Source organism: Blastococcus sp. SYSU DS0541, from assembly GCF_054050875.1.
In genome coordinates this window covers 75,442-100,439 of the sequence record NZ_JBJHAD010000010.1, presented here as the reverse complement: position 1 = coordinate 100,439, position 24,998 = coordinate 75,442, and the positions used below count along the sequence as shown (strand labels likewise).

General features: G+C 74.1%; 23 protein-coding genes. 8 read left to right on the top strand and 15 right to left on the bottom strand.

Annotation, left to right across the window (positions count from 1 at the left end; translation table 11 throughout):
- Window positions 1-9: 9 nt before the first annotated feature.
- From ACI794_RS12710 to ACI794_RS12695, 4 genes are all read right to left on the bottom strand, one after another.
- Window positions 10-1,182: an L-talarate/galactarate dehydratase gene (locus ACI794_RS12710; RefSeq protein WP_456603265.1), complete on the bottom strand. Its 1,173-nt coding sequence runs from the start codon at window positions 1,180-1,182 to the stop codon at window positions 10-12.
- Window positions 1,183-1,199: 17 nt separating this feature from the next.
- On the bottom strand, window positions 1,200-2,531 hold the full coding sequence (locus ACI794_RS12705; RefSeq protein ID WP_456603264.1) for an enolase C-terminal domain-like protein: 1,332 nt from the start codon (window positions 2,529-2,531) through the stop codon (window positions 1,200-1,202).
- A gap of 28 nt (window positions 2,532-2,559) precedes the next feature.
- Entirely contained in the window at window positions 2,560-3,474 is a 915-nt protein-coding gene (gene kdgD / locus ACI794_RS12700; RefSeq protein WP_456603263.1) for a 5-dehydro-4-deoxyglucarate dehydratase, read from the bottom strand.
- A gap of 146 nt (window positions 3,475-3,620) precedes the next feature.
- Window positions 3,621-4,514, bottom strand: coding sequence for a LysR substrate-binding domain-containing protein (locus tag ACI794_RS12695; RefSeq protein ID WP_456603262.1), 894 nt, complete (start codon window positions 4,512-4,514; stop codon window positions 3,621-3,623).
- Between the two features lie 131 nt (window positions 4,515-4,645).
- On the opposite strand from ACI794_RS12695, the gene ACI794_RS12690 reads away from it, so the two are divergent.
- The 4 genes from ACI794_RS12690 to ACI794_RS12675 are packed head-to-tail and all read left to right on the top strand — an operon-like array spanning window position 4,646 to window position 8,166.
- Complete coding sequence (locus ACI794_RS12690; protein ID WP_456582339.1) at window positions 4,646-5,656, top strand: tripartite tricarboxylate transporter substrate binding protein; 1,011 nt, start codon at window positions 4,646-4,648, stop codon at window positions 5,654-5,656.
- Window positions 5,653-6,252: a tripartite tricarboxylate transporter TctB family protein gene (locus ACI794_RS12685; protein ID WP_456603261.1), complete on the top strand. Its 600-nt coding sequence runs from the start codon at window positions 5,653-5,655 to the stop codon at window positions 6,250-6,252. The genes ACI794_RS12690 and ACI794_RS12685 overlap by 4 nt, the downstream gene beginning before the upstream one ends.
- 10 nt (window positions 6,253-6,262) lie before the next feature.
- Complete coding sequence (locus ACI794_RS12680; RefSeq protein WP_456603260.1) at window positions 6,263-7,780, top strand: tripartite tricarboxylate transporter permease; 1,518 nt, start codon at window positions 6,263-6,265, stop codon at window positions 7,778-7,780.
- The gene (locus ACI794_RS12675) at window positions 7,777-8,166 is read left to right on the top strand and encodes a universal stress protein (RefSeq protein WP_456603259.1); all 390 of its coding nucleotides are present in this window, start codon (window positions 7,777-7,779) and stop codon (window positions 8,164-8,166) included. Before ACI794_RS12680 ends, ACI794_RS12675 begins: the two co-directional genes overlap by 4 nt.
- Window positions 8,167-8,250: 84 nt before the next feature.
- Here the strand turns inward: ACI794_RS12675 and ACI794_RS12670 are convergent, their stop codons facing one another.
- The 3 genes from ACI794_RS12670 to ACI794_RS12660 form a co-directional block, all read right to left on the bottom strand.
- Window positions 8,251-8,805, bottom strand: a complete 555-nt coding sequence (locus ACI794_RS12670) for a hypothetical protein (protein ID WP_456603258.1) — start codon at window positions 8,803-8,805, stop codon at window positions 8,251-8,253.
- A 152-nt stretch (window positions 8,806-8,957) separates the two neighbouring features.
- The gene (locus ACI794_RS12665) at window positions 8,958-10,637 is read right to left on the bottom strand and encodes an alpha-amylase family protein (protein WP_456603257.1); all 1,680 of its coding nucleotides are present in this window, start codon (window positions 10,635-10,637) and stop codon (window positions 8,958-8,960) included.
- On the bottom strand, window positions 10,634-11,677 hold the full coding sequence (locus ACI794_RS12660; RefSeq protein WP_456603256.1) for a TIGR03885 family FMN-dependent LLM class oxidoreductase: 1,044 nt from the start codon (window positions 11,675-11,677) through the stop codon (window positions 10,634-10,636). Before ACI794_RS12660 ends, ACI794_RS12665 begins: the two co-directional genes overlap by 4 nt.
- Before the next feature lie 131 nt (window positions 11,678-11,808).
- Between ACI794_RS12660 and ACI794_RS12655 the strand changes: the two genes are divergently transcribed.
- The 3 genes from ACI794_RS12655 to ACI794_RS12645 are packed head-to-tail and all read left to right on the top strand — an operon-like array spanning window position 11,809 to window position 14,312.
- Window positions 11,809-12,585, top strand: a complete 777-nt coding sequence (locus tag ACI794_RS12655; protein WP_456582346.1) for a sulfite exporter TauE/SafE family protein — start codon at window positions 11,809-11,811, stop codon at window positions 12,583-12,585.
- A gap of 37 nt (window positions 12,586-12,622) precedes the next feature.
- Window positions 12,623-13,390 carry a sulfite exporter TauE/SafE family protein gene (locus ACI794_RS12650; RefSeq protein WP_456603255.1) on the top strand — a complete coding sequence of 256 codons (768 nt, stop codon included), beginning with the start codon at window positions 12,623-12,625 and terminating at the stop codon, window positions 13,388-13,390.
- A 7-nt stretch (window positions 13,391-13,397) separates the two neighbouring features.
- Window positions 13,398-14,312, top strand: coding sequence for an AEC family transporter (locus ACI794_RS12645; protein WP_456603254.1), 915 nt, complete (start codon window positions 13,398-13,400; stop codon window positions 14,310-14,312).
- Window positions 14,313-14,337: 25 nt separating this feature from the next.
- Here ACI794_RS12645 and ACI794_RS12640 read toward each other — a convergent pair whose 3' ends face one another.
- The 4 genes from ACI794_RS12640 to ACI794_RS12625 all read right to left on the bottom strand — a co-directional run bounded on the left by ACI794_RS12640 (window position 14,338) and on the right by ACI794_RS12625 (window position 18,054).
- Window positions 14,338-15,846: a tripartite tricarboxylate transporter permease gene (locus ACI794_RS12640; RefSeq protein ID WP_456603253.1), complete on the bottom strand. Its 1,509-nt coding sequence runs from the start codon at window positions 15,844-15,846 to the stop codon at window positions 14,338-14,340.
- Window positions 15,847-15,853: 7 nt separating this feature from the next.
- Window positions 15,854-16,315, bottom strand: coding sequence for a tripartite tricarboxylate transporter TctB family protein (locus tag ACI794_RS12635; RefSeq protein ID WP_456603252.1), 462 nt, complete (start codon window positions 16,313-16,315; stop codon window positions 15,854-15,856).
- A gap of 402 nt (window positions 16,316-16,717) precedes the next feature.
- Entirely contained in the window at window positions 16,718-17,452 is a 735-nt protein-coding gene (locus tag ACI794_RS12630; protein WP_456601852.1) for a class I SAM-dependent methyltransferase, read from the bottom strand.
- 92 nt (window positions 17,453-17,544) lie between these two features.
- The gene (locus tag ACI794_RS12625) at window positions 17,545-18,054 is read right to left on the bottom strand and encodes a VOC family protein (RefSeq protein ID WP_456616532.1); all 510 of its coding nucleotides are present in this window, start codon (window positions 18,052-18,054) and stop codon (window positions 17,545-17,547) included.
- Window positions 18,055-18,226: 172 nt separating this feature from the next.
- On the opposite strand from ACI794_RS12625, the gene ACI794_RS12620 reads away from it, so the two are divergent.
- On the top strand, window positions 18,227-18,421 hold the full coding sequence (locus tag ACI794_RS12620) for a hypothetical protein (RefSeq protein ID WP_456580907.1): 195 nt from the start codon (window positions 18,227-18,229) through the stop codon (window positions 18,419-18,421).
- Between the two features lie 51 nt (window positions 18,422-18,472).
- On the opposite strand, the gene ACI794_RS12615 is transcribed toward ACI794_RS12620, so the two are convergent.
- The 4 genes from ACI794_RS12615 to ACI794_RS12600 all read right to left on the bottom strand — a co-directional run bounded on the left by ACI794_RS12615 (window position 18,473) and on the right by ACI794_RS12600 (window position 24,890).
- Window positions 18,473-22,240 (bottom strand): DNA polymerase III subunit alpha, encoded by a 3,768-nt coding sequence (locus ACI794_RS12615; RefSeq protein ID WP_456616531.1) that lies wholly within the window; start codon window positions 22,238-22,240, stop codon window positions 18,473-18,475.
- Complete coding sequence (locus ACI794_RS12610) at window positions 22,237-22,734, bottom strand: SAV_6107 family HEPN domain-containing protein (protein WP_456580909.1); 498 nt, start codon at window positions 22,732-22,734, stop codon at window positions 22,237-22,239. Before ACI794_RS12610 ends, ACI794_RS12615 begins: the two co-directional genes overlap by 4 nt.
- Entirely contained in the window at window positions 22,734-23,057 is a 324-nt protein-coding gene (locus tag ACI794_RS12605; protein ID WP_456601848.1) for a DUF6504 family protein, read from the bottom strand. Before ACI794_RS12605 ends, ACI794_RS12610 begins: the two co-directional genes overlap by 1 nt.
- A gap of 324 nt (window positions 23,058-23,381) precedes the next feature.
- Window positions 23,382-24,890 carry an HNH endonuclease signature motif containing protein gene (locus ACI794_RS12600; protein WP_456616530.1) on the bottom strand — a complete coding sequence of 503 codons (1,509 nt, stop codon included), beginning with the start codon at window positions 24,888-24,890 and terminating at the stop codon, window positions 23,382-23,384.
- Window positions 24,891-24,998: the final 108 nt, after the last annotated feature.

Sequence of the window (24,998 nt, the reverse complement as noted above, 5' to 3'; positions counted from 1 at the left end):
AGGGGCAGGTCAGCGGGGCGCGTCGACGACGACGCGCTCGACGGTCCAGGCGCGGGCCTGGTCGGTGAGCGTGATGCCCAGCCCGGGGCGGTCGGAGATGTGCATCCGGCCGTCGCGGATCTCCAGGCGCTCGTGGAACAGCGGGTGCAGCCAGTCGAAGTGCTCGACCCACGGCTCGTGCGGGTAGGCCGCGGCGAGGTGGGCGTGGATCTCCATGGCGAAGTGCGGGGCGATCTGCAGGTTCGCGTCGTCGGCGAGGGCGGCCAGCTTGAGGAACTGGGTGATCCCCCCGATCCGCGGCGCGTCGGGCTGCAGGACGTCGACCGCCCCCTGCCGGATCAGCTCCCGGTGCTCGGCGACGCTGGTGAGCATCTCCCCCGTGGCGATCGCGGTGTCCAGCGAGCGGGCCAGCTGGGCGTGCCCCTCGGCGTCGTAGGCGTCCAGCGGCTCCTCGATCCACACGAGGTCGAACTCCTCGAGGCGCCGGCTCACGCGCATCGCGGTGGGCCGGTCCCACTGCTGGTTGGCGTCGACCATGAACGGCACCCCGTCGCCGAGGTGCTCACGGACGGCGCGGACCCGGCGCAGGTCCTCCGCCGAGTCCGGCAGCCCGACCTTGATCTTGATCCCGCCGACGCCGCTCTCCAGCGTCCGGGTGGCGTTGTCCTTGACCTGCTCGACCGACTCGTGCAGGAAGCCCCCGGAGGTGTTGTAGCAGCGCACCGAGTCCCGGTGGGCGCCCAGCAGCTTGGCCAGCGGCAACCCGGCCCGCTTGGCCTTGAGGTCCCACAGCGCGACGTCGATCGCCGCGATCGCCTGCGTGGAGGCGCCGCTGCGGCCCACCGAGGCGCCCGCCCAGACCAGCTTGGTCCAGAGCCGGGCGATGTCGCTGGGGTCCTCCCCGATCAGGTCGGGGGCGATCTCGCGGGCGTGCGCGAACTGGGCCGGTCCGCCCGCGCGCTTGGAGTAGCTGAACCCGATCCCCTCGAGACCGGCCTCGGTGCGGATCTCCGCGAAGAGGAAGACGACCTCGGTCATCGCGCGCTGCCGGCCGGTGAAGACCTTGGCGTCGCTGATCGCCGTCGCCAGCGGCAGCGTGACCGAGGAGAGCGCGACCGACTCGATGCGGTCGAGGACCGCCGGTGCGCTGCTGGGTCGCAGGACGGGCACGGTGCTGGTCACGGGTTCCTCCGGAGCGGTCAGCGGACGAGGCAGGGGCGCTTGGGGTCGAACGCCCAGCCGGGGACGAGGTACTGCATGGCGACGGCGTCGTCACGGGCCCCGAGCCCGTGCTCGAGGTACAGCTGGTGCGCGGCCTCGAGCGCCTCGCGGTCCAGCTCGACGCCGAGACCCGGGGCGGTGGGCACCTCGATGGCGCCGTCGCGGATCTGCAGCGGCTCGCGGGTGAGCCCCTGCCCGTCCTGCCAGATCCAGTGGGTGTCCAGCGCGGTGATCTCCCCCGGCGCGGCGGCGCCGACGTGGGTGAACATCGCCAGCGAGACGTCGAAGTGGTTGTTGGAGTGGGAGCCCCAGGTCAGCCCGAAGTCGCTGCAGAGCTGCGCGACCCGCACCGAGCCGCGCATCGTCCAGAAGTGCGGGTCGGCCAGCGGGATGTCGACGGCGTTGGTCCGCACGGCGTGCGCCATCTGCCGCCAGTCCGTGGCGATCATGTTGGTCGCCGTGGGCAGCCCCGTGGCGCGGCGGAACTCGGCCATCACCTCGCGACCCGAGAAGCCGCCCTCGGCGCCGCACGGGTCCTCGGCGTAGGCCAGCACGCCGTGCAGGTCGCGGCACAGCCGGACGGCGTCGGCGAGCAGCCAGCCGCCGTTCGGGTCGAGGGTGATGCGGGCGTCGGGGAACCGCTCGGCCAGCGCGCGGACCGCGGCGACCTCCTCCTCCCCCGGGAGCACGCCACCCTTGAGCTTGAAGTCTCCGAACCCGTACCGGGCCTGCGCGGCCTCGGCCAGGGCCACCACCGCCTCGGGGGTGAGCGCCGGCTCACGCCGCAGCTTCGCCCAGTCGTCGGCCGGGTCGACCTCGGCCAGGTACGGCAGGTCGGTCGCGGTGCGGTCACCGACGTAGAAGAGGTAGCCGAGCATCGGGACGGAGTCGCGCTGCTGCCCCTCCCCCAGCAGCTCGGCGACCGGCACCCCGAGGTGCTGGCCCAGCAGGTCCAGGAGCGCCGACTCCAGCGCGGTGACGGCGTGGATCGTCGTCCGCAGGTCGAAGGTCTGCAGGCCCCGGCCACCGGCGTCGCGGTCGGCGAAGGTGGCCGCGACCTCCCGGAGGAGGCGCCCGTAGGTCGCGACCGGCTGCCCCACCAGCAGGGCTGCGGCGTCCTCGATGGTGCGCTGGATCGCCGCACCGCCGGGCACCTCGCCGACGCCCGTCCGGCCCTCGCTGTCGGTGACGATGGCGATGTTGCGGGTGAAGAACGGGCCGTGCGCGCCGCTGAGGTTGAGCAGCATGCTGTCGTGCCCTGCGACGGGGACCACCTCGACGGCGGCCACCGTCGGTGTGCGATCGGTCATCGGTCCTCCTCCTGCCTCGTCCGTGGTCTCAGGAGACCTTGGAGACGAGCGCCGTCAGCTCGGCGAGCTCCGCCTCGGTCAGGTCGGTGAGCGGCGGGCGGACCCGGCCGCCGTCCCGGCCGACCGCGGTCAGCCCGGCCTTGACGATGGAGACCGCGTAGCCCTTCGTGCGGTCGCGGATGTCGATGTAGGGCAGCACGAAGTCGTTCAGCATGGCGTAGACGGCGGCGCGGTCCTGGGCGCGCACGGCGGCGTAGAACTTCAGCGCGAACTCGGGCAGGAAGTTGTACAACGCCGATGAGTACGTGGTCACGCCCAGCTCCAGCAGCGGCAGGGCGAAGGTCTCGGCCGTGGGCAGCCCGCCGACGTAGATCAGCCGGTCGCCCACACGGGCGTAGGTGCGGGTCATCTGCTCGATGTCGCCGATGCCGTCCTTGAGCCCGATCAGGTTGGGGTTGCGCTCGGCCACCTCGGCGACGGTGACGTCGCTGAGCACGGCGTTGGCCCGGCTGTAGACGATCACCCCGAGCTCGGTGGCCCGGCAGACGGCGCTGATGTGCTCGACGAGCCCGCGCTGGCTGGCCTCGGTCAGGTACGGCGGGAAGAGCAGCAGGCCGGAGGCGCCGGCGGCCTCCGCCGCGCGGGCCTGGGCCACCGACACCGCCGTCCCGCCGGTGGCCGGGGCGATGACCGGGACCGCACCGGCGACCTCGTCGACCGCGACGCGCACCACCCGGTCCATCTCCTCGGAGGTCAGCGAGAACCCCTCGCCGGTGCCTCCGGCCGCGAACAGGCCGGCCACGTCGAAACTCGCCTGCCACGCCAGGTGGGCGCGGTACCGCGCCTCGTCGAACTGCAGGTCGGCGTCGAAGTGGGTCACCGGGAAGGAGAGCAGGCCGGACTTCAACCGGTCAGCGAGAGCGTCCGGGGGCAGCAGCGTCACGGGTGGTTCCTCGGGTCCGACGGGTCCGCCCTCGGCGCTCGGAGCGCTGTGCGGCGGTGGTCGACGTCACGGTAGGAACGGATGACGATGCATGTCCAAGAGCGGTTTCGCATCGCTCGATGCCTCCCGTGCATCGACGGTCGCCGTCACCCCCGGACCGTGTGCCGCGTGAGGACGTCGAGGACCCGGCGCAGCGCCGGGTTCTTCGACTGCCGCGCCCAGAGGAGGTGCAGCTCCACCGGCTCGGGCACCGGCGTCTCCAGCCGCACGAAGCCCACCCCGTCGATCGACAACCGCGCCGCCGACGCCGGCACGAAGGCGATGCCGCGCCCGGCGGCGACCAGCCAGAGCATCGTCAGCACCTGGCTCACGACGTGCACGGCGTTCTCCGAGGCCACCGGCACGACGCCGACCACGAGGTCGTAGAAGTACCGGGCCCGCGTGGGCGAGTGCATGACCACCGGCTCCGCGCCGATGTCGGCGGCGGTCACCGGGCGCCCCAGCTCCAGCAGCCGGTGACCGGTGCGGGCGGCCACGAGCATCGGCTCGCGGTGCAGCAGCCGGGAGCCGAAGCTCTCCGCGTCGAAGGGCGGACGGGCCAGCCCCAGGTCGATCTCCTCGTCCAGCAGCCCGGCGACCTGCTCGCGGGTCACCATCTCGGCGAGGTCGACGTCGACGTCGGGCAGCTCGCGCGCCAGGTCGTTGAGGAGCCCGCCGAGGATGCCGTAGGTGGAGGCGGCCGTGAAGCCGATCCGCACGATGCCGCTGGAGCCCGAGGAGACGCGGCGGGCGACCTCGGGCGCCGTGTCGGCCAGCGCCAGCAGCCGCCGCGCCTCGGTCAGGAAGACCTCGCCCGCGGCCGTCAGGGTGACCCGGCGGTTGTCCCGCTCCAGCAGCTGGGCGCCCACGGCCCGCTCCAGCTTCTGGATCTGCCGGCTCAGCGGCGGCTGGGTCATCTTCAGCCTGGCCGCCGCGCGACCGAAGTGCAGCTCGTCGGCGACGGCGACGAAACCGCGGAGCTGCTCCAAGGTGAACGCCATACCGGCAAGGTATCAATCAATGCAGCATCGGTTTTGGACAGGCATGAAAAGCCGCCCATACAGTCGCCGCACCAGTGACCGCCCTCACAGCGTCGGAACCCTCCGACCGGGCTCTCGACGAGGAGACACAGATGACCCAGATGAACCGGGTTCGCCGCCGGACCGCGGCGGGTCTCGGCGTGGCTGCAGCCCTCGCCCTGACCGCCTGCGGCGGCAACCTCGGCGGCGGCGAGACCGCTGACGCGGAGTCCTTCCCCGACGGTCCGATCACGATCCTGGTGGGCCAGGACCCGGGTGGCAGCACCGACCTGATCGGGCGGGCCGTCGCCGAGGGCATGTCCGACGAGCTCGGCGTCGCGGTCACCGTGGAGAACCGCCCCGGCGCCAACGGCGCGCTCGCGGCCCAGCAGCTGGCCGGGGAGGCACCCGACGGCCAGACGCTGATGATCTTCAACGGCAGCCTGGGGTACATCACCCCGCTGGCCGTCCCCGAGGACGAGGCCGTCGACGTCAACGACTACGAGGTCGTCACGGGCATCTCGCTCGACGACTACGTGCTCGTCACCGCGGCGGGCTCGGGCTTCAGCACCGTCGAGGACCTCGCCGCCGCCGGCCGGCCGGTCACCTTCGGCACCACCGGGGTCGGCACCGGCAGCCAGCTGTCGCAGGAGCTGCTGTTCAACCAGGCCGGCATCGAGGCCACCGCCGTCCCGTTCGACGGCGGTTCGCCGACGCTCACCGCCGTCCTGGGCGGGCAGGTCGACGTCGGCTCCATCCAGCTCGGCGAGGCGATCGAGCGGATCGAGGGTGGCGAGCTGACCCCGATCGTGACCTTCGCCGAGGAGCGCCCGTCCTTCCTGCCGGACACCCCGACCGCAATCGAGGCCGGCTACGACGTCCCGGTGCAGCAGTCCCGCGCCCTGGTGGCGCCGGAGGGCACCCCGGACGAGATCATCGAGCAGCTGCGCGAGGCAGCGCGGGCGGCGTTCGAGACCGACTCCTACCAGGAGTTCAACGAGAACAACCTGCTGACGCCGAACGAGATCGACGGCGAGGAGCTGCAGCAGCGGTGGACGGACAACCTGGAGCAGTACCGCAGCGTGGTCGAGGAGTACGACATCGACCTCGGCGGAGAGCAGTGACCTCTGCCCCCGGCGGGGCGCAGCGCCCCACCGGTCCCGGCGGCCACCCGGCCGCCGGGACCGGCCCGGCGGACCTCGTCGAACGGCTGCACGACGACCCGACGATCGCCGACGCCGACGACCTCGCCGCGGAGCTCACCGCCGAGGAGCGCCCGGAGCCGGCCGGTCCGGTGGCGAACGTGGTCATCGCGCTCGTCGTGGTGTGCCTGGGCATCGCCACGGTGGTCGGGTCGTTCGGCCAGGGCGTCGGCAGCGCATCGGCCCCCGCCGGGGGCACCTGGCCCTTCCTCATCGGTGTCGTGCTGACCGGCCTGGGCCTGGCGCTGCTGCCGCTGGCCCGCCGGACGGCCGACGCGGAGAAGTTCACCCGCGCCAGCTGGCTCGTCGTGGCCGGCATCGCCACGATGGTCGGCTTCGTCGCGGCGATCGGCGTCATCGGCTTCGAGATCCCGGCCACCGCGCTGGTGTTCGTCTGGCTGCGCTTCCTCGGTCGCGAGAGCTGGCGGCTGTCGGTCGTGCTGAGCCTGGCCGTGGTCGTCGCCTTCTACCTGATCTTCGTCGTGGCCCTCTCGGTCCCGATCCCGCACCTGTTCTAGGGAGTTCCCGGTGGATCTGGCCCCGGTGCTGGACGGCTTCACCGTCGTCCTCGAGCCCACGAACCTGCTGTACTGCCTCATCGGCGTCGTCATCGGCATGCTGGTCGGTGTCCTCCCCGGGCTCGGGCCCGCGGCGACGATCGCGATCCTCCTGCCGCTGACCATCGGCATCGACACGGTGACGGCGATCATCATGCTGGCCGGCATCTTCTACGGCGCCCAGTACGGCGGGACGATCACGTCGGTGCTCCTGCGCCTGCCCGGCGAGGCGTCGACCGTGGTGACCGTCTTCGACGGCTACGCCCTGGCCAAGCAGGGCAAGGCCGGGACCGCGCTGGGCATCGCCGCCATCGGCTCGTTCGTCGGCGGCACCATCTCGATCGTGGCGCTGTCCTTCGTCGCGCCGCTCGTCGCCGGCTTCGCCCTGGACTTCGGCCCGCCCGAGTACACCGCCCTCGCGCTGCTCGGCATCCTGCTGGTCTCCACCATCAGCAGCGGCGACCGGATCAAGGCGCTGATCGCCGCCGCCGCCGGGCTGCTGCTGGCGACCGTCGGCCGGGACAGCTTCACCGGCGCGGAGCGCTTCACGTTCGACAACCTGAACCTCGCCGACGGGCTGGACTTCGTGCCGATCGCGATGGGCCTGTTCGGGCTCGGCGAGATCCTGTACGCCCTCGAGGAGCGGCACCACGCGGTGCGCGCGCCCTCCACCGTGGCCAACGTGTGGCCCTCCCGCAAGGACCTGCGCCAGTCCTCCGGCGCCATCGGCCGCGGCTCGGTGCTCGGGTTCTTCCTGGGCATCCTCCCCGGCGGCGGGGCGACGCTCTCGTCCCTGGCCGCCTACTCGCTGGAGAAGCGCCGCTCCAAGACCCCCGAGCGCTTCGGCAAGGGCGCGGTGGAGGGCGTCGCCGCCCCGGAGTCGGCCAACAACGCCGCGGCGACGTCGTCCTTCATCCCGCTGCTCACCCTGGGCATCCCGGCGAACGCGACGATGGCGGTCATCTTCGGCGCGCTCCTGATCCAGGGGGTCACCCCCGGGCCGCGGCTGGTCCAGGACGACCCCGAGCTGTTCTGGGGCGTCGTCAACTCGATGTACATCGGCAACATCCTGCTGCTGATCATGAGCATCCCGCTGGTGGGCCTGTTCGTCCGCATCCTGCGGGTCCGCGCGACGGTGCTGGCGCCCATCACGGTGATGATCACGCTGATCGGCGTCTACACGGTGCGCAACAGCGTCTTCGACATCGGCCTGGTCATCGTCTTCGGCGCCCTGGGCTACCTGATGAAGAAGCTGGGCTTCGACCCGGGGCCGCTCGTGCTGGCCTTCGTGCTCGGGTCGCTGCTGGAGAGCAACCTGCGCCGGTCGCTGCTGATCTTCGAGGGCGACCCCACCGGTTTCCTCACCCGGCCGATCTCGGGGACACTGCTGGCGGTATTCGCCCTCGTCGTCATCGGTCCCCTGCTCTCCCGGCTGCTCCGGCGCCGGCGGGCGGAGACCTCCGACCATCGCGCCAAGGAGCCCGTATGACCGTCCTCGTCGGATTCGTCCCCACCCCGGAGGCCCGCGCGGCTCTCGATGCCGGGATCGCCGAGGCGGCGCGCCGCGGCGAGGGGCTCCTCGTGCTCAACTCCTCGCGCGGGGGCGCCCCGGTCAGCGTGGAGGTCGCCGACGAGGACACCGTCCGCGACATCACCGCCCAGGCCGAGAAGGCCGGCGTCGCGGTCGAGGTCCGGCAGGTGACCCGCGAGGGCGAGGTGGCCGACGAGGTGCTGCGGGTGGCCCGGGAGGTCGACGCCTCGGTCATCGTCATCGGGCTCCGCAAGCGCTCCCCCGTCGGCAAGCTGCTCATGGGCAGCAGCGCCCAGCGGATCCTCCTCGACGCCGACCGCCCGGTCCTCGCCGTCAAGCCCTGAGGGCAAGGCCCACCCGGCGCCCACCGGGGCGCCGATCGTGGTCACGGCAGCGCGGTGACCACGATCGGCGCCCGGCCGCTCAGCTCAGCGGGCGACGTAGGCCGACAGGAACAGCACGAAGGCGCTGACCAGCAGCAGCAGGCGGGCCGGGGTCAGCCCGTTCACCAGCCCCGCCGTCGCCTCCACCCACTGCGGGCGCACACCGGCCTCCCGCGAGCGCTGGCGCACGATGCGCACCTCGTCGGCGAGCAGCACTCCGGCGGCCCCCAGCAGGCCGAGCCCCAGGACGGCGAAGGTCAGCGAGAGCCGGTCGTCGAAGGTCTCCGCCGAGCCGGCGAGCAGCAGGACGGCGACCAGGCCGAGGAGCAGCCCGATGAGGCCGCCGGCCACCGGCGCCCAGGGGCCCATCACGGTCATGGGGCCGCGCCGCGGCTTCCGAGGGGCCGGGCGGACGCCCACCGGCGCAGTGGCGTGCCCGGCGGGTGGCGCCTCTCCGGCGGGGACCGGGGTCGGCTCCGGCGGGGGCGGCACCGGCGCGCCGGTCGGCGTCGCCCCGGCCGACGTGCCGCCACCGGTCGGGGCCCCGGAGCCGTCGGGCCCGGTCGCGGGCAGGGACATGGTCTGGTCTCGTTCGCTCATCGCACTCACCTCACCGGCCACGCTAGGCACAGCCGTCCCCCGCGCGGTGCAGGACACCCCGCGCCGGCCACGTGGGCCATCACTCACGCCCCCGGGATGCCGGATCGCAGGTCAGCGGGTAACCGGCCGGCCGCAGCCAGCCACCGCCGCGCTCAGAGCAGCCGCCGGCTGTCCTCCCCGACCACGCGCAGCCAGCGGTAGCCGAAGCCCTCGAGCGCCAGTTCCGCGGCGCCGTCGTCGCCCAGGTCGGTGGTGCAGGACATGAGCAGGTCCTGCAGGCGGTGCCCGCTGCCGCACCCGGGCACGGTGAGCGGCACCGTCCGCGGCTCCGGCCCGAGGTTGTGCAGGGTGACCAGCGCCGCGTCGTCCCAGGTGCACATGAGGGCCAGCACCGCGGCGTGCGGCTGCTCCAGGACGGCGAACTCCCCCCAGCCGAGCTCCGGCGATTCGCGGTAGCGCCGGATCAGCAGCTTCATGAACGACAGCAGCGACTCCGGGTCACGGCGCTGGTCGGCGACGTTGACGAACTCGGGCCCGAAGCCACCGTCGACGACCGGCCGGGTCAGCTGGTCGGCCGGAGCGCGGGAGAACCCGCCGTTGGCGCCGCCGGTCCACTGCATCGGGGTGCGCACCGACAGCCGGCTGCCGGCCGAGAGGTCCTCCCCCATGCCGATCTCCTCGCCGTAGAAGAGCACCGGCGTGCCCGGCAGGGCGAACAGCAAGCTGTAGACCATCCGCACCCGGCGCGGGTCGCCCGACAGCATCGGGGGCAGCCGCCGGATCAGGCCCCGGTCGTAGACCTGCATCTCCGGCTCGGGGCCGAAGGCGGCGAAGACCTCCGCGCGCTCGTCGTCGGAAAGCTTGTCCAGGGTCAGCTCGTCGTGGTTGCGGACGAACGTCCCCCACTGGCTGTCGGAGGAGATCTCCGGGCGGGCAGCCAGCGAGGCGGCGAGCGGCCCCGCGTCGCCGCGGGCCAGCGACAGGTAGGTGCGCTGCATGGTGTTGAAGTCGAACTGCATGGTCAGCTCGTCACCGTCCCCGCCGCCGAAGAAGTCCACCTGCTGCTCGAAAGGCAGGTTGACCTCGCCCAGCAGCACACCGGAACCGGTCCGTCGGCCGAGGAAGGCGCGCAGGGCGCGCAGGTACTCGTGCGGGTCGGGGAACCGCGCCGCCGTCTCCTCGTCCATCCCGGCGGTCTCCAGCAGGAAGGGCACGGCGTCGACCCGGAAGCCCGAGAGCCCCAGCTGCAGCCAGAAACCCATGATCTTCGCGATCTCGTCCCGGACCTTCGGGTTGGCGACGTTCAGGTCGGGCTGCTCGGAGTAGAAGCGGTGCAGGTACCACTCGCCGGTCTCCGGGCTGTGCGTCCAGATGCCGCCCTCGGCGTCGGGGAAGACCACCTGGTCGCTGGTGTCCGGCGGCTCGTCCGCGCGCCAGACGTAGAAGTCGCGGTACGGGGAGTCCTTGCTCTCCTTCGCCGACCGGAACCACGGGTGCTGGTCGGAGGTGTGGTTGACCACGAGGTCGGCGATCACCCTCATCCCGCGGTCGTTCGCCGTCCGGACCACTTCGACGAGGTCGCCGAAGTCGCCCAGCCGCGGGTCCACGCCGTAGTAGTCGGTGATGTCGTAGCCGTCGTCCCGCCCGGCCGTCGGGTAGAAGGGCATCAGCCACAGGCAGGTGACGCCGAGGTCGGCGAGGTGGTCCAGCCGCTGCGCCAGGCCCTGCAGGTCGCCGACGCCGTCGCCGTTCCAGTCCATGAAGGTCTCGACGTCCAGGCAGTAGACGACGGCGTTCTTCCACCAGAGGTCGGACGTGTCGGTGATCCTCACGGCGCGGGCACCGGGGCGACGTGCGGACGGCGGTTCTCGGCCGGGCCGGGCGGGTCGATGGCGGCCACCGGCCGGGGTCGCTCGAGGTCGAACTGCGGGAGCACCCGTTCGCCGAAGGCGTCGAGGAACGGGCGCTGCTCCTGGCCGACGTGGTGCAGGTACACTTGGTCGAAGCCGAGCTCCAGGTACTCGGCGATCCAGGCCGCGTGCTGCCCGAGGTCGGCCGAGATCCGGACCGGGCCGTGCATGTCCTGCGGCGTCACGTGCGCGCTGGCCTGCTCGAAGGCCTCCGGGCTGTCGAGGTCCCAGCACAGCGGCGGCGGGAAGACGTTGCTGCGCCACTGGTCGTGCGCGACCGCCACCGCGCGGTCGGGGTCGGGGTCCCAGGACACGTGCACCTGGAGGGCGAGGGTCCCCTGCCCGCCGGCGTCCCGGTAGGCGGCGACCATCTCGCGCAGCTTCTCGTGCGGCTGGTTGATGGTGACCAGCCCGTCGGCCCAGTCGGCGCCGTTGCGGGCGGTGGCCACGCTGACCGCGGGGCAGATCAGGGCCGGCTGGGGATCGGCCAGCGTGTAGAGCTTCGCGCGGTCCACGGTGACCAGCCCGTCGTGGCTCACCTCCTCCCCCGCGAGCAGGGCGCGGATGACCTCGACGCACTCCCGCAGCCGCGCGTCCCGGACGTCCTTGCGCGGCCACGCGTCGCCGGTGACGTGCTCGTTCATCGCCTCGCCGCTGCCCAGCGCCACCCAGAACCGGCCGGGGAACATCGCGCCCAGGGTGGCGATCGCCTGGGCGACGATCACCGGGTGGTAGCGCTGCCCGGGCGCGTTCACCGCCCCGAACGGCAGCGACGTGGTCGCCATCGCGGCCCCGAGCCACGACCACGCGAACGCCGACTCCCCTTGCCGCGGGTTCCAGGGGGTGAGGTGGTCGGAGCACATGGCGGCGGTGAAGCCGACCTCCTCGGCGTGCCGGACGTCGTCCAGCAGCGCCGCGGGGTGGACCTGCTCGTGCGAGTTGTGGAACCCGAGGACGGTCATGCGTCCTGCCTACCCAGGTTCGGGCCCGACGGCGACCGCAGCGGGGCAGGCCACCGGGTGTGAGCCGTCCGACACAGTCCCGCAGCGGCGGCCCCGGGCGGTGTCGTGCGACCCTTCCCGGCGATGACCAGATGAGCGGGTGGGAGATGCTCGCGGTGGCCGCGGCCGGCTTCGCGGCCGGTGGCATCAACGCCGTCGTCGGCTCCGGCACCCTCGTCAGCTTCCCGGTGCTCCTGGCGGTGGGGCTCCCCCCGGTGCCGGCCACCATCACCAACTCCCTCGGCCTGGTCGCCGGCAACCTCAGCGGATCCATCGGCTACCGCCGCGAGCTCCGCGGCCAGCGACGGCTGCTGCTGAGCCTCCTGCCCGCCTCCGTCCTGGGCGCGCTCACCGGGGCCTTCCTGCTGCTCACCCTGCCGGCCGCGGCGTTCGAGGCGATCGTGCCGGCCCTCATCGGGCTCGCCGTGGTCCTGGTGGTGCTCGGGCCGCGGGTCCAGCGCCGGCTCCCCGCCCGGCCGGAGGACGGCACGGCGCCGCCGGTCAGGGGCGGGCGGCTGGCCGCCTGCTTCGCCGGCGCCTACTTCACCGGCACCTACGGCGGCTACTTCGCCGCCAGCCAGGGCGTGCTGCAGATCGGCATCTTCGGGCTGCTGCTGCGCGAGCCGCTGCAGCGCCTCAACGCCCTCAAGAACGTGCTCACGCTGGCGGTCAACGCCGTCGCCGCCGGCGCCTACGTCGTCGTCGCGCCCGACCGCATCGTCTGGTCGGCCGCCGCGCTGCTGTCCGTGGGGTCGCTGCTCGGCGCCGCGGTCAGCTCCCGCTACGGCCGGCGGCTGCCTTCCGCCGTGCTGCGGACGGCGATCGTCGTGCTGGGGCTGGTGGCGATCGTGGTGGTGGTGACCGGATGAGCGCTGAAGCCTCGGGTTCCCCTGCGGAGCAGCGACGGTGAGCGCCTGGGAGTTCGTGTTCCTGGTGCTCGCCGGCGTCGGGGCGGGGCTCACCGGCAGCATCGCCGGGCTGGCCTCGCTGATCAGCTACCCGGCCCTGCTGGCCGTGGGCCTGCCCCCGGTGACGGCCAACGTCACCAACACCGCCGCCCTGGTCGTGGTGGGCGTGGGCACGGTGAGCGCGTCCCGCCCGGAGCTGGCGGGCCAGGGGCGGCGGCTGGTCCCGCTGATGGTCGCCGGGCTGGTCGGCGGAGCCGTCGGCGCGCTGCTCCTGCTGCTCACCCCGGCGGGCGGCTTCGAGAAGGTCGTGCCGTGGCTCATCGGCGCGGCGTCGATCGCCATCCTGGTCCAGCGCTCCCCGCGGGAGCTCGCGGCCGAGGGCGCCGCGGCGCGCGCCGGCCGCCCCGACCAGTGGTGGCTGCCGGTCGCCGTCCTCGTCATCTCCGTCTACGGCGGCTACTTCGGTGCCGCCGCCGGCGTGCTGATGTTGGCCACCTTCCTGCTCACCACCGGGGAGGGCCTCCCCCGCAGCAACGCCATGCGCAACGTCGTGCTCGGCGTGGCCAACACCGTCGCCGCGATCGGCTTCGCGGTCTTCGCCACGGTCGTCTGGTCGGCCGCCCTGCCGCTGGCCCTCGGGCTGTTCCTCGGCGCGCTCCTCGGCCCGCGCATCGTCCGGGTGGCTCCCCAGACGGCGCTGCGGCGGGTCATCGCCCTCGCCGGTGTAGGGCTGGCGGTCTACCTCGCGTTCGACGCGTACGGGTGACGGCCCGGTGAACGCGGCCGCGCTCGTCCTCCCGGAGTTCGCCCTCCTCCTCATCGGCGTGCTCCTGCGCCGCTACGCCTGGCGGTCACCGGGCTTCTGGGTCGACCTGGAGCGCCTGGTCTACTTCGTGCTCTTCCCGGTGCTGCTCTTCCGCACCACGCTGTCGGCGGACCTGGCCGCGGCCGGCTCCGGCGGAGCGCTGCTCGCCGCGGTGGGCGCCCTGGGGGTGGGTGCCCTGCTCGGGGCGGTGGTCCGGTGGCTCCCGGGCGTCGACCGCATGACGGCGGCCTCGGGGTGGCAGACGGCCTTCCGGTTCAACACCTTCATCGCCCTCGCGCTGGTCGAGGACCTGGGGGTCGCCGCGCTCGCCCTCATGGGCGTGCTCCTCGGCGTCACCGTGCCGCTGGTCAACGTCCTCGCGGTCACGGCCCTGGCCCGCAGCGCCCCCGGGGGCACGACCGGTGGGGTGGTGCGCGTCCTCGCGGCCGTCGGCCGCAACCCGCTGATCCTGGCCACGGTCGCCGGGCTGGGCGGCAACCTCCTGGGGCTCGCGCTCCCCTCGCCGGTGGACGCGACGCTCTCCCGGCTGGCCGCCGCCGCCGTGCCGCTGGGGCTGCTCGCGGTGGGGGCGGCCCTGCGCCTGGGCGGCCTGCCGCGCGGGCAGCGGTTCATGGCCGGCTACCTCGGGGCGGTGAAGCTCCTCGCCGTCCCCGCGGTGGCGCTGGGCCTGTGCGCCCTGCTCGGCGTGGACGGGGACCAGCGCTTCGTCGTCCTCGCGCTCGCCGCCGTCCCCCCGGCCACCGCGTCGTACGTGCTGGCCGCACGCATGGACGGCAACGGCGCGTTCGTCGCCGCCCAGGTGTCGGCGGCGACGACGGCCGCGCTCCTCACCCTGCCGATCTGGCTGGCGCTGACCACCTGAGGGCCGCGCCGGTCGACGCGGTGCGTCAGACCTCCTCCTCCTCGAACACGGCCTCGCGCTTGCGGCGGACCGACGGGAGCACCGCGATGAGCAGGGCCAGCGCCGCCAGGACGAGGAGGGCCAGCGAGATCGGGCGGGTGAGGAAGACGGTCGCGTCGCCCTGGGAGATGGTGAGCGCGCGGCGCAGGAACCGCTCCAGCAGCGGCCCCAGCACGAAGCCCAGCAGCAGCGGCGCCGGCTCGCACCCCAGCTTGATGAGCCCGTAGCCGAGGAGCGCGAAGAAGGCGATGGCGTAGACGTCGTAGGCGTTGAGGCTGATCGCGTAGGTGCCGATGCAGGCGAAGGCGACGATCGCCGGGAACAGCCACCGGTACGGGATCGTGAGCATCTTCACCCACAGCCCGATCAGCGGCAGGTTCAGCAGCACCAGGAACAGGTTGCCGATCCAGAACGAGACGATCAGCCCCCAGAAGAGCGCGGGCTCGTCGACGATGACGTTCGGGCCCGGGACGATGCCCTGGATGATCAGCGCGCCGATCAGCAGCGCCATGATCGAGTTGGCCGGCAGCCCGAAGGTCAGCAGGGGGATGAACGACGTCTGGGCGGCGGCGTTGTTCGCCGACTCCGGCCCGGCGACGCCCTCGATCGCTCCCTTGCCGAACTCCTCGGGCCGCTTCGAGGAGCGCTTCTCCATCGAGTAGGAGACGAACGAGGCGAGGACGTGCCCGGCCCCGGGGAGGACGCCGAGCGCCGAGCCCAGGGCCGTCCCGCGCAGCACCGGCATCCGGATGCGGCGGAAGTCCTCCTTGGAGAGCCAGAGGTTCTCGACCTTCTTGACCATGACGCTGCGCGTCATGTCGCCCTCGAGGTTGCGCAGGATCTCGGCGATGCCGAACAGCCCGACCGCGAGGGAGACGAACTCGAAGCCGCCGAACAGCTCGCGCTGGCCGAAGGTGAAGCGCGGGACGCCGGTGGCGATGTCCTGCCCGACCGTGCCGAGCAGGAGCCCGAGGACGATCATCGCCAGCGCCTTGAGCGTCGAGCCGCTGGCCAGCGTGATGGAGGCGATGAGGCCGAGCACGATGAGCGAGAAGAACTCGGCCGGGCCGAACTCGAGCGCGATGTCGGCGATCGGCGCGGCGAGGAGCGCCACGATGAGCGTGGCCACGCTGCCGGCGAAGAACGAGCCGAGGGCCGCCGTGGCCAGCGCCTTGCCGGCCCGGCCCTGCTTGGCCATGGAGTAGCCGTCGATCGCCGTCACGGCGGCCGACGACTCGCCGGGCAGGTTGATCAGGATGGCGGTGGTGGACCCGCCGTACTGGGCGCCGTAGTAGATGCCCGCCAGCATGATCAGCGCGGTGACCGGCTCGAAGCCGAAGGTGATCGGCAGCAGCAGCGCCATCGTGGCGGTCGGCCCGATGCCGGGCAGGACGCCGACCGCGGTGCCGAGGGCGACGCCGAGGAGGCAGAAGAGCAGGTTGACCGGCGTGAACGCCGTCTCGAAGCCGAGCGCGAGGCTCTCGAGCACCCCCATGGAGGCCTCAGCCCCCCAGCCACGGGCCGAGGAGCGGCAGCCGCAGCTGCAGCGCCACCACGAAGATCAGCACGCAGACCGCGGTGATGCTCACCGCGATCACCAGGGCCGGGATGACCCGGACGCTCCGGCCGGCCAGCACGGCCATCGTGACCGTCACCAGCAGCGTCGGCACCAGGCCCAGCGCGCGCACGAAGTAGCCGAAGAAGAGCAGGGCGGTGACCAGCAGCACCAGCGCCCGCCAGGGGACGGGGCCCGGGTCGCCGCCCTCGCCGGAGAGGTAGCCGGTGACGGCGATCGCGATGCCCAGGACGACGAGCACCCCGCCGAGGACCAGCGGGAAGAAACCCGGTCCCATGCGCAGCGGGCTGCCGATGTCGTACGTGGCCGAGGTGATGGCGAAGGCCAGCCCGAAACCGGTGAAGACCCCGCCCGCGATGAGGTCCTTCCGGGCATCGTGCAGTTTCATGGCTCCTCGGCTGGCTCGGGGTCGGGGGGGACGGTGGTGGGGGGGGGGGGGGGGGGGGGGGGGGGGGGGGGGGGGGCGGGGGGGGGGGGGGGGGGGGGGGGGGGGGGGGGGGGGGGGGGGGGGTGTGGAGTGGGGGTGCGGGGGGGGGCGGGCGTGGGGGGCGGGGGGGCCGGGGCCGGGGCGCCCGCCCCCCCCCCCCCCCCCCCCCCCCCCCCCCCCCCCCCCCCCCCCCCCCCCCCCCCCCCCGGGCCCCGGCCAGGCCCAGGGGGTCGACGGGGAGGTCGCCGCGGGGCACGGGGCTGCCCAGGGCCGCCGCGACGCCGGGCAGCACGTCGGCCAGGGTGGCGACGCCGTAGGCGGGCCGGTGCAGGTCGGGCGGCAGGGCGCCGTCGACCCCGCCGGTCACGCGCGGGTCGCCAGCAGGTGGAGGCCCGCGGCCACCTCGCGGTAGGGCGAGGTGTCGGCGAGCGCGAGCTCGAGGTCCCGGACCGCGGCGGGGTCGGCGCCGGACGCGGTATCCAGCAGGTCGGCGACGACGGAGACCCCGCGCCAGGTACCCGGCGTCAGCCCGGCGCCGGCGACCAGCGCGAGCAGGTCCTCGGGGGTGAACCGGCGGCGGACCGGCCGACCCGGCGCCGCGCCCTGGTCGCGGAGGTGCGTGAGGGCCTCCGCGGGGTGGCCGGCGAGAGCGCGGGCGAGCACGGAGCCGGCCCGGTTGGCGACGGCGAGGCTCACCCACCCCCCGCTGCGCAGGGCGCCGGCGATCTCGGCCAGGGTGACCGCGGGGTCGTCGACGACCTCGAGGACGGAGTGGCAGAGGGCGAGGTCGTACCCGCCGTCGTCCGCGAGGACCTCGTGCAGCAGGTCGCCGTCGCCCTGGACCCCGCGGACCCGGTCGCCCACCCCGGCGGTCTGGGCGCGCCGGCCCAGGGTGGCCAGGGCGTCGGCACTGGGGTCGACGACGGTGACGGTGTGGCCCAGGCGGGCCAGGGGGACGGCGAACATCCCGCTGCCGCCGCCGACGTCCAGCACGCGGAGCGCGTTCCCGGCGCCGACCAGCGGGTCGAGCGCGGCCCACACGGCAGCGGTCCGGACGGGCAGCTGCTCCGCGGTCGGCGAGGCGGGAACGGTCGGCACCCACCGGAGCCTAGCGGCGGACCGCGGCGCCCACCGCTTCCCCGCCGGTGGGCGCCGCGCCGTCGTCCCTGGGCACCGGGCTATGCGTCGACCTATGCGTCGACCTGTGCGTCGACCTGGGCGTCGACCCCGTCGGCGGCCCGGCGGATCTCGGCGAGGTCGATGCGGCGCATCTGCAGCATCGCCTGCGTCGCGCGCTGGGCACGCGCCGGATCGGGGTCGTTGAGCAGGGCCATCAGCTCCTCGGGGACGACCTGCCAGGAGACGCCGAAGCGGTCCTTGAGCCAGCCGCACATGCTCGCCTCGCCGCCGTCGGTGAGCCGGTCCCAGTAGTGGTCGGCCTCCTCCTGGTCAGCGCACATGATCTGGAAGGAGACCGCCTCGGTGAACGGGAACTGCGGGCCGCCGTTGAGGGCGGTGTACTCCTGGCCGTCGAGGGTGAAGGTGACGGTCAGGACGTCGCCCTCCTGCATGGGCGGCGGCATGCCCGGTCCGTACCGGGTCACCTGGCCGATGCGGGAGTTCGGGAAGACCGAGGTGTAGAGCGTCGCCGCCTCCTCGGCCTGGCCGTCGAACCACAGACACGGGATCTGCTTGGGCATGGTCGGTCCTCTCCTGCGCACGCCGGCCGGGTGCCGGTGTCGGTGTCGGTGGTCGGACCTCCGGCGTCGCCCGGACTCATCGGTCGGCGGTCGACCGGCGCCGGTCGTTTACCGGCCGGGAGCCCGGGGGCAGACCTGTCCGGTCAGTACCACCGACGACCGAGGAGTTGCCATGACCCGCGCCACCCGTCCACGTCTGCTCCGCCGGACCGCGGCCGCGTTCGCCATCACCGCCGCCTCCCTCACGACGGTCGCCTGCGGTGACGACGTGGTGGACGACGGCGTCGAGCAGAACATCGAGCAGGGTGTCGACGAGGTCGAGCAGGAGGTCGACGAGGCCACCGAGCCCGAGAGCGGCAACGGCTGAGCCCGGGCGCTGCCCCCGGCCGGCGAGCGGCTGGGGGCAGCGGGGTATTCCTCAGTGGCCCGAGCTGCCCGGGCTGGAGTGCCAGAGCTTCCGCGGCGGTCCGGCCGCGGCGCGGCGGGCCGCGCCCTTCGTCTCCTCGCCGGCCGGCTTGATGTCGGCGTAGGGCGACATGCGGAAGCCGGTCGGGTGGACCAGGACGGGGCGCACGACCACCGGTCGGGAGCCGTGCGATGCGGCCGCCCCGGCGATCGACTGCTCGGTGTACTCCCCCGGCGCAGCCATCAGGTCGCGGACACCGTCGAGCCCGTCGGCCTCCCACGCCTCGTGCAGCGCCGGCAGCTCCCACGCCCCGGTGGCCCGCAGCGACACCCCGCGCGGCCCGGTCCGGCGCAGGACCCCGCGGATGACCAGCAGCCACGAGTGGAAGACCGTCGCGGCGTAGGGACCCTGCGCGTCCTCGAAGAAGGTCGAGTCGGTGCAGCCGGTGCCGTCGTCGAGGGTCACGAACACCACGCGGCGCCCCGACCGGATCGGCGGGGTCTGGGTGGCCACCTTGACACCGGCCACCAGCACCTCGCTGCCGCTGCGGCAGCCGAGGAGCTCCCCGGCCGGCACCGCGCCGACCGCCGACAGGAACGGCCGGTAGAAGTCGACGACGTGCCGGCTGGCGTCCAGCCCGAGCACCTCCAGCTCCGCCCGCACCAGCTCGGCGTCGGTGAACTCGGGCAGCCCGCTGCCCTCGGCCCACTCCGGGCCGGCCGGCTCCCCGGTGGACTCCTCCTCGGGCAGCCCCATCCCCATGAGGTCCAGGCTCAGCTGCCCGTCGGACGTCGCCCGCGCGCCGCTGCGGCTCCACCGGTCGAGCTCGCTGATCTGCAGCAGCAGGTCGCGCCGGGTCACCTGTCGTCGCCGGCGGGTCGGCCGGCCGGCCTCCCGGTCGCGCATCCCGAACCCGTAGAGCGAGTCGAACCCCCCGGCCAGCACCAGCCGCTCCACCACCGGGCGGGACACCGACGCCCGCCCCCAGAAATCCGTCAGTGACCGATAGGGCTGCCCGGCGACCACCCGCGCGACCTCGTCGTCGGAGATGCCCTTCACGTCGGCCAGCGAGAGCCGGATGCCGTACCGCGTGGGGTCGGGCATCGTCGCCGGCATCCACTCCGGGCGATGCCAGCCCTCGACCTCCACCTGAGCTTCGGGGTCGTCGTCGGTGTCATCGCCGGCGGCGAGCCGTTCGACCCGGTAGCTGCCGGTCGAGGCGTTGACGTCGAGCCCGAGCACCCGGATGCCGAAGTTGCGCGCGTCGTCGAGGATCAGCCGCTTCGGGTACATGCCGGGGTCGTGGGTGAGCACGCCGGCCAGGAACGCCGCCGGGTGGTGGGTCTTCAGCCAGGCCGACTGGTAGGTGGGCAGCGCGAACGCCGCCGCGTGCGCCTTGCAGAAGCCGAACGACCCGAAGGCGGCCAGCACCTCCCACACCCGCTCGGCGACCTCCACCGGGTACCCGGCGTCCAGCGCGCGCGGGACGAACCAGGCCCGCACCTCGGGGTGGGCGTCCTTCTCCCCCAGCGCCCGGCGCACCTCGTCGGCCTCGGCCAGCGTGCAACCGGCCATCCGGGCCACCACCTGCAGCACCTGCTCGTGGAAGACCACCACCCCGGCGGTCTCGGCGAGAGCGAACTCCAGGTCGGGGTGGGGGTACTCGGCGTCGCGCCAGCCGTTCCGGGCCATGAGGAACGGGGTGACCATGTCGCTCTTCACCGGCCCGGGCCGGAACAGCGAGATGTCGATGATGATGTCCTCGAACGTCCGGGGGCCGAACTTGCCGACCAGCTCCCGCTGCCCCGGCGACTCGATCTGGAACATGCCGAGCGTGCGGGTGCTGCGGATCAGCTCGAACGTCGTCGGGTCGTCCCGCGGGATCGCGTCGATGTCGACGGTCTCGCCGTCGGTCCGCTCGATCTCGTCGAGGGCGTGCGCGATCGCCGACTGCATCCGGATGCCCAGCAGGTCCAGCTTGAGCAGCCCCAGCTCCTCGACGTCGTCCTTGTCGAACTGGCTCATCGGGTAGCCGAGATAGCTGCTCTCCACCGGCGTGCGGTCCAGCAGCGTGGCGTCGGAGAGCAGCACCCCGCACGGGTGCAACGCGATGTGCCGGGGCAGCCCGTCGAGCCGGGACACCAGGTCGAACAGCAGGTCGAGGTCACCGGTGCCGCCGGCCCGGCGCGAGCCGTACCGGCTGGCCCGCAGCTCGGGCAGGTCCCGCAGCGCGGCGTGCACCTGGTTGGCGCGGATGTGCGGGAACGCCTTGGCCACCGCGTCGACCTCCGCCGGCGGCAGGCCGAGCGCCGCACCGACGTCGCGGATGGCGTGGCGCACCCGGTAGGTGTCCATCATCGAGATGCAGCTGACCCGGTCGGCGCCGAAGCGGTCGATGACCGCGTCGTAGACCTCCATCCGCCGGGCGGACTCCACATCGATGTCGATGTCGGGCAGCTGGTGGCGCAGCGGCGAGAGGAACCGCTCCATCAGCAACCCGTAGCGCAGCGGGTCGACGTCGGAGATGCCCAGCAGGTAGGTGACCAGGCTGCCGGCGCCCGATCCGCGCGCCGCCGCGCGAACCCTCAAGCTCTTGATGAGGTCGACCACGTCCGCGACGGTCAGGAAGTAGGACGGGTAGCCGAGGGAGTCGATGACCCCGAGCTCCTCCTCGAGCCGCTGCCGCACCCGGGTCGTGGGCGCCATGCCCCGCCGCCCCAGCCCCGCCTCGCACCGGGCGCGCAGCACCTGCGCCGGACCCATCCCCCGCTCCGCCGGCGTGGTGACGACGTCGAGCTCGGGGTAGCGGACGCTGCCGATGCCCAGGTCGCCGGCGGGGTCGACGGCGCACTGCTCGGCCAGCCGGGCGGTGCGTTCGAGCAGCCGCAGGGCGGCGTCCCGGTCGGGGCCGGTGAGGTCCTCGGCGACCTCGGCCATCTCCTTGCCCGACTTCAGGTAGCCCTCGGCCGTGGTGCGGTCGACGTGCCGGGCCCCCAGCGGGACCAGCCGCCGGGCGGCGTCCAGGACGTCGGCGGTGGGGGCGTCGAGAGCGTCGACGTACCGGACCGCGTTGCTCAGGACCACCGGCACCTGCTGCTCGGCGGCGAACCGGAGCAGCGCCTGGGCGCGCTGCCGGTCGCCCCGGCCGCGGTGGTGCACCACCTCCAGTGCCAGCCCCGGGCCGAAGACCGCGCGCCAGGCGTCCAGCTGCTCGACGGCCAGGTCGGCCCGCCCCGCGAGCAGGGCCCGGCCGACCGGGGAGCCGGGACCGAGCAGGGGCACCAGCCCGGTGGCGTGCTCGGCGGCGATCGCCAGCGAGCTCACCGGCTCGCCGCGCGTGCCGCGCAGGTGGGTGGCGCTGGTGAGCCGGCACAGCGAGCGCCAGCCGACGCCGTCGCGCGCGAGGAAGGTGACCCGGGGCAGCCGCGGATCGACGCTCACCCCACCGCGGGCCGGGGACCGGCGCGGAGGTGTCGCGGTCCGCGGCCGCGGGGACCGAGCCGCGGCGGGGTCCTCCCCCAGCACGTGCGCGAGCGCCGGCGGCACGCTGGTACCCAGCGCCGGCGCCACCGCCAGGTCGACACCGAAGATCGGCCGCACCCCGGCCGACCGGCAGGCCAGCGCGAACTTGACCGCACCGTAGAGCCCGTCCCGGTCGGTCAGGGCCAGGGCCGGCATGCCGTGCTCGGCGGCCCGTGCCACCAGGTCGGCGGGGTGGTTGGCCCCGTACCGCATGGAGTAACCGGAGGCGACGTGCAGGTGGACGAAGGGGTCGCTCACCGCCGGGGCCCGGCGGACCGGGACGGGGTCCGGCCGACCACGTGCGGCCGCGGGTAGCGGGGCGGCTCGGGCAGCGCGTCGACGCCGAGCCCGGCCTCGACCACGGCGAGGAAGCCCCGTACGTCGCGGACCAGGTCGTCGGCCTCCCGCTCGGTGACCGCCCGGGACAGCCCCGCCTCCGCCGCGGCGCGCTTGGCCGCGCCGGCGGCGAAGAAGGTGGCCCACTCCCCCAGCTCGGGGGCGACCTCGGCAAGCAGCACCCAGGCGCTGCGCGGGCGCCGGCGACCGCCCTCGGGACGGGTGCGCGCGGCCAGCACCGCGGCGGCGGCCCGGAGCGCCGCCAGGTGCGCGGTGGCATACCGCTCCCGCGGATCGGTGGCCGCGGCCGCCTCCGCCAGGCCGCGGTGCGCCTGGTCGAGCAGGCCCGCGGCCGCGGCGGGCAGCGCGGGCGGCAGCGGCAGCTGACCGGCCGGCACGGCTCGTGCGGCGCCCATCAGTCGTGCACCCGGACGAGCCACCAGTGGTTGCCGGCGGCGTCCCACGTCAGGTCGTAGACGCCGGCGAAGCTCATGCGGGACCGCCCGGCCCGCACCGCCTCCACCCGCCAGACCTCGCGGGGGGCGACCAGGTCGTCCGACGCGCCACCCACCTCGGCGTCCCGGAGCCACCACGGCGCGGTCTCCACCCAGGAGTCGAGCAGTTCTCCCACGACGTACCGGGACTGCCCGCGCCAGAACTGCACCGGGCCCAGCGGGCCACGTTCGACCTGCACCTCTTCGCCGGCCCGACCGACGACCTCACCGAGCACCCGGCTCATGACAGCCTCCCCACGCCTCGCCCCGCGCGCACGCCCGCCACCCCACCGGCGGGGAAGAGAGCCGGGAAGGACGGGCCGATCACATCGTTCGAACAGGTGTTCGAACGAGGTCCAGTAGACCGGAGCGCTCCCGCGTCGTCAAGCCGGGCCGCGGCGTGTTGTGGCCAGCTGGCCGCGCTCGTCGAGGTCACTCCGCCCCACCCCCGCCCCCGCCCGCACCACGCGAATCGCCTCCGCCCACGACTCGGGCGAAGCCCCGGACAGTCCCCGTCCGTCCACCTGCAACTCCGGTCCGCCGGGCGACGCGCCGGGCACCGGCTGACCTCACGCGCGGAGCGGATCCGGGGGTGCGAGGTCGTCGAGCCAGGGCGGCTCCGGCTCGGGGTCGTGGTACCAGCCGGGCGGACGGGTGGTCCGGGAGACACCCGCCGGGGTGCGGACGACGAGCCGGCCGTCGGGGAGCAGGGTGAACGACCAGCCGCGGGCGAAGGTCTTGATCCGGTGGTGCCGCCGGCACAGGCAGCACAGGTTCCAGCAGTCGGTGGGGCCGCCGTCGGCGAAGGCCTGACCGTGGTCGATGTCGCAGCGGCCGGCGCGACGGCGGCAGCCGGGCATGCGGCAGTGCCGGTCGCGCACGGTGACGAGCCGTTCCTGGGCAGCGGTGGGCCGGTACCCCAGGGTCGGAGGAGGGGGCCGCAGGCCTGGCCCGTCGGGCTGCCCCGGCGGGTGGGCGCCCCGCGAGGCCTTCCCGCGCCGCACCCGACGGCCCCGGCCGGCGGCGCGACGGAGCTCGGCCCGGCTGGCCACCGCGACGGTCTCACCGGTCGCCGCGTCGTCGATGGCGACGTGCACCGACCCGCCGACCGGCGCCGGTGACAGGCCGAGCACGTCGAGGGAGTCGAGCAGTTCCCGGCACTGGGCGGCGGAGATCAGCTGCCCGTCCAGCTCCGCCGGCGCGGCGCCGGCCGGTGCGTCGTGCCGGAGCGAGGGCAGCGCGGCGTGGACGTGCAGGTGCGCGGTCACCGGCGGGCGGCTGGTGTCCCACGGCCTCAGGATCAGGTCCAGCACCGCCGTCGAGCGCAGCACGCCCATCGGCCGGTCGTCACCGTCGGCGCGCATCCACCGCGCGTACTGGTCGACCGCATCGCGGGCCGCGTGCACCGCCGGCAGCGGGCCCTCGATGACCAGCCGGCCGAGGTCGTCGGCGGTGCGCTGGACGTGCACGTCGGCCTTGCGCTCGGCTTCCCTGCGACGGCGCTCCCTGGCCGCGGCGTCCACCCGGTAGAGGTGGTAGCGGGTCCGGTCGCCCAGCCGGGACGGCGGGCAGTCCGCAGCTCCCGGGAGCACCCGCGCCTGCACCGCGGCGGCGACGGCGTCGGAGGCGTCGCCGAGCAGGTCGAGCAGGATCCGCGCCTTGCGGATCGTCAGCCGCCCGGCGAACAGCTCCGCCCACGTGGCGGCGAGCTTGGTGGTGAGCAGGATCGACTCGGCGGCCAGGCGGCCGGCCTCGACCTCGGAGCAGTTGCGGATCGTCGCCAGCTCGGAGACGAAGTCGTCGGAGACATCGGCCAGCGCAGCCGGGCGCGCCGCCCGGGAGTCCGGCCCCGGCCCGCCGCGAGGGCCGTAGTCGGCATCCCGCTCCGCCGGGCGCCGGCGCGCCAGCTCCGCGATGGCGGCCGCCTGCCGGGCGTACTCCCGGGCCATGTGGGCGTCGGCCGACCAGATGTCGCACACCAGCTCGAACTCCTCCGACGCCGGCGGCACCACCTCACCGGGGAGCAACGGCATCGGCACGCCGTCGCCGGCCGGCTGTGCGCCCCCGTCGTCCTCCATGCCCTGCACGGTAGGCAGGAGGTACGACAGTTCTCGCTGGTCAGGCGCCCGGAGGGCTGCAGGGATCGGCCGGTTCGACGGCTGCACCGCGGCGGGCCGCACCGCCGG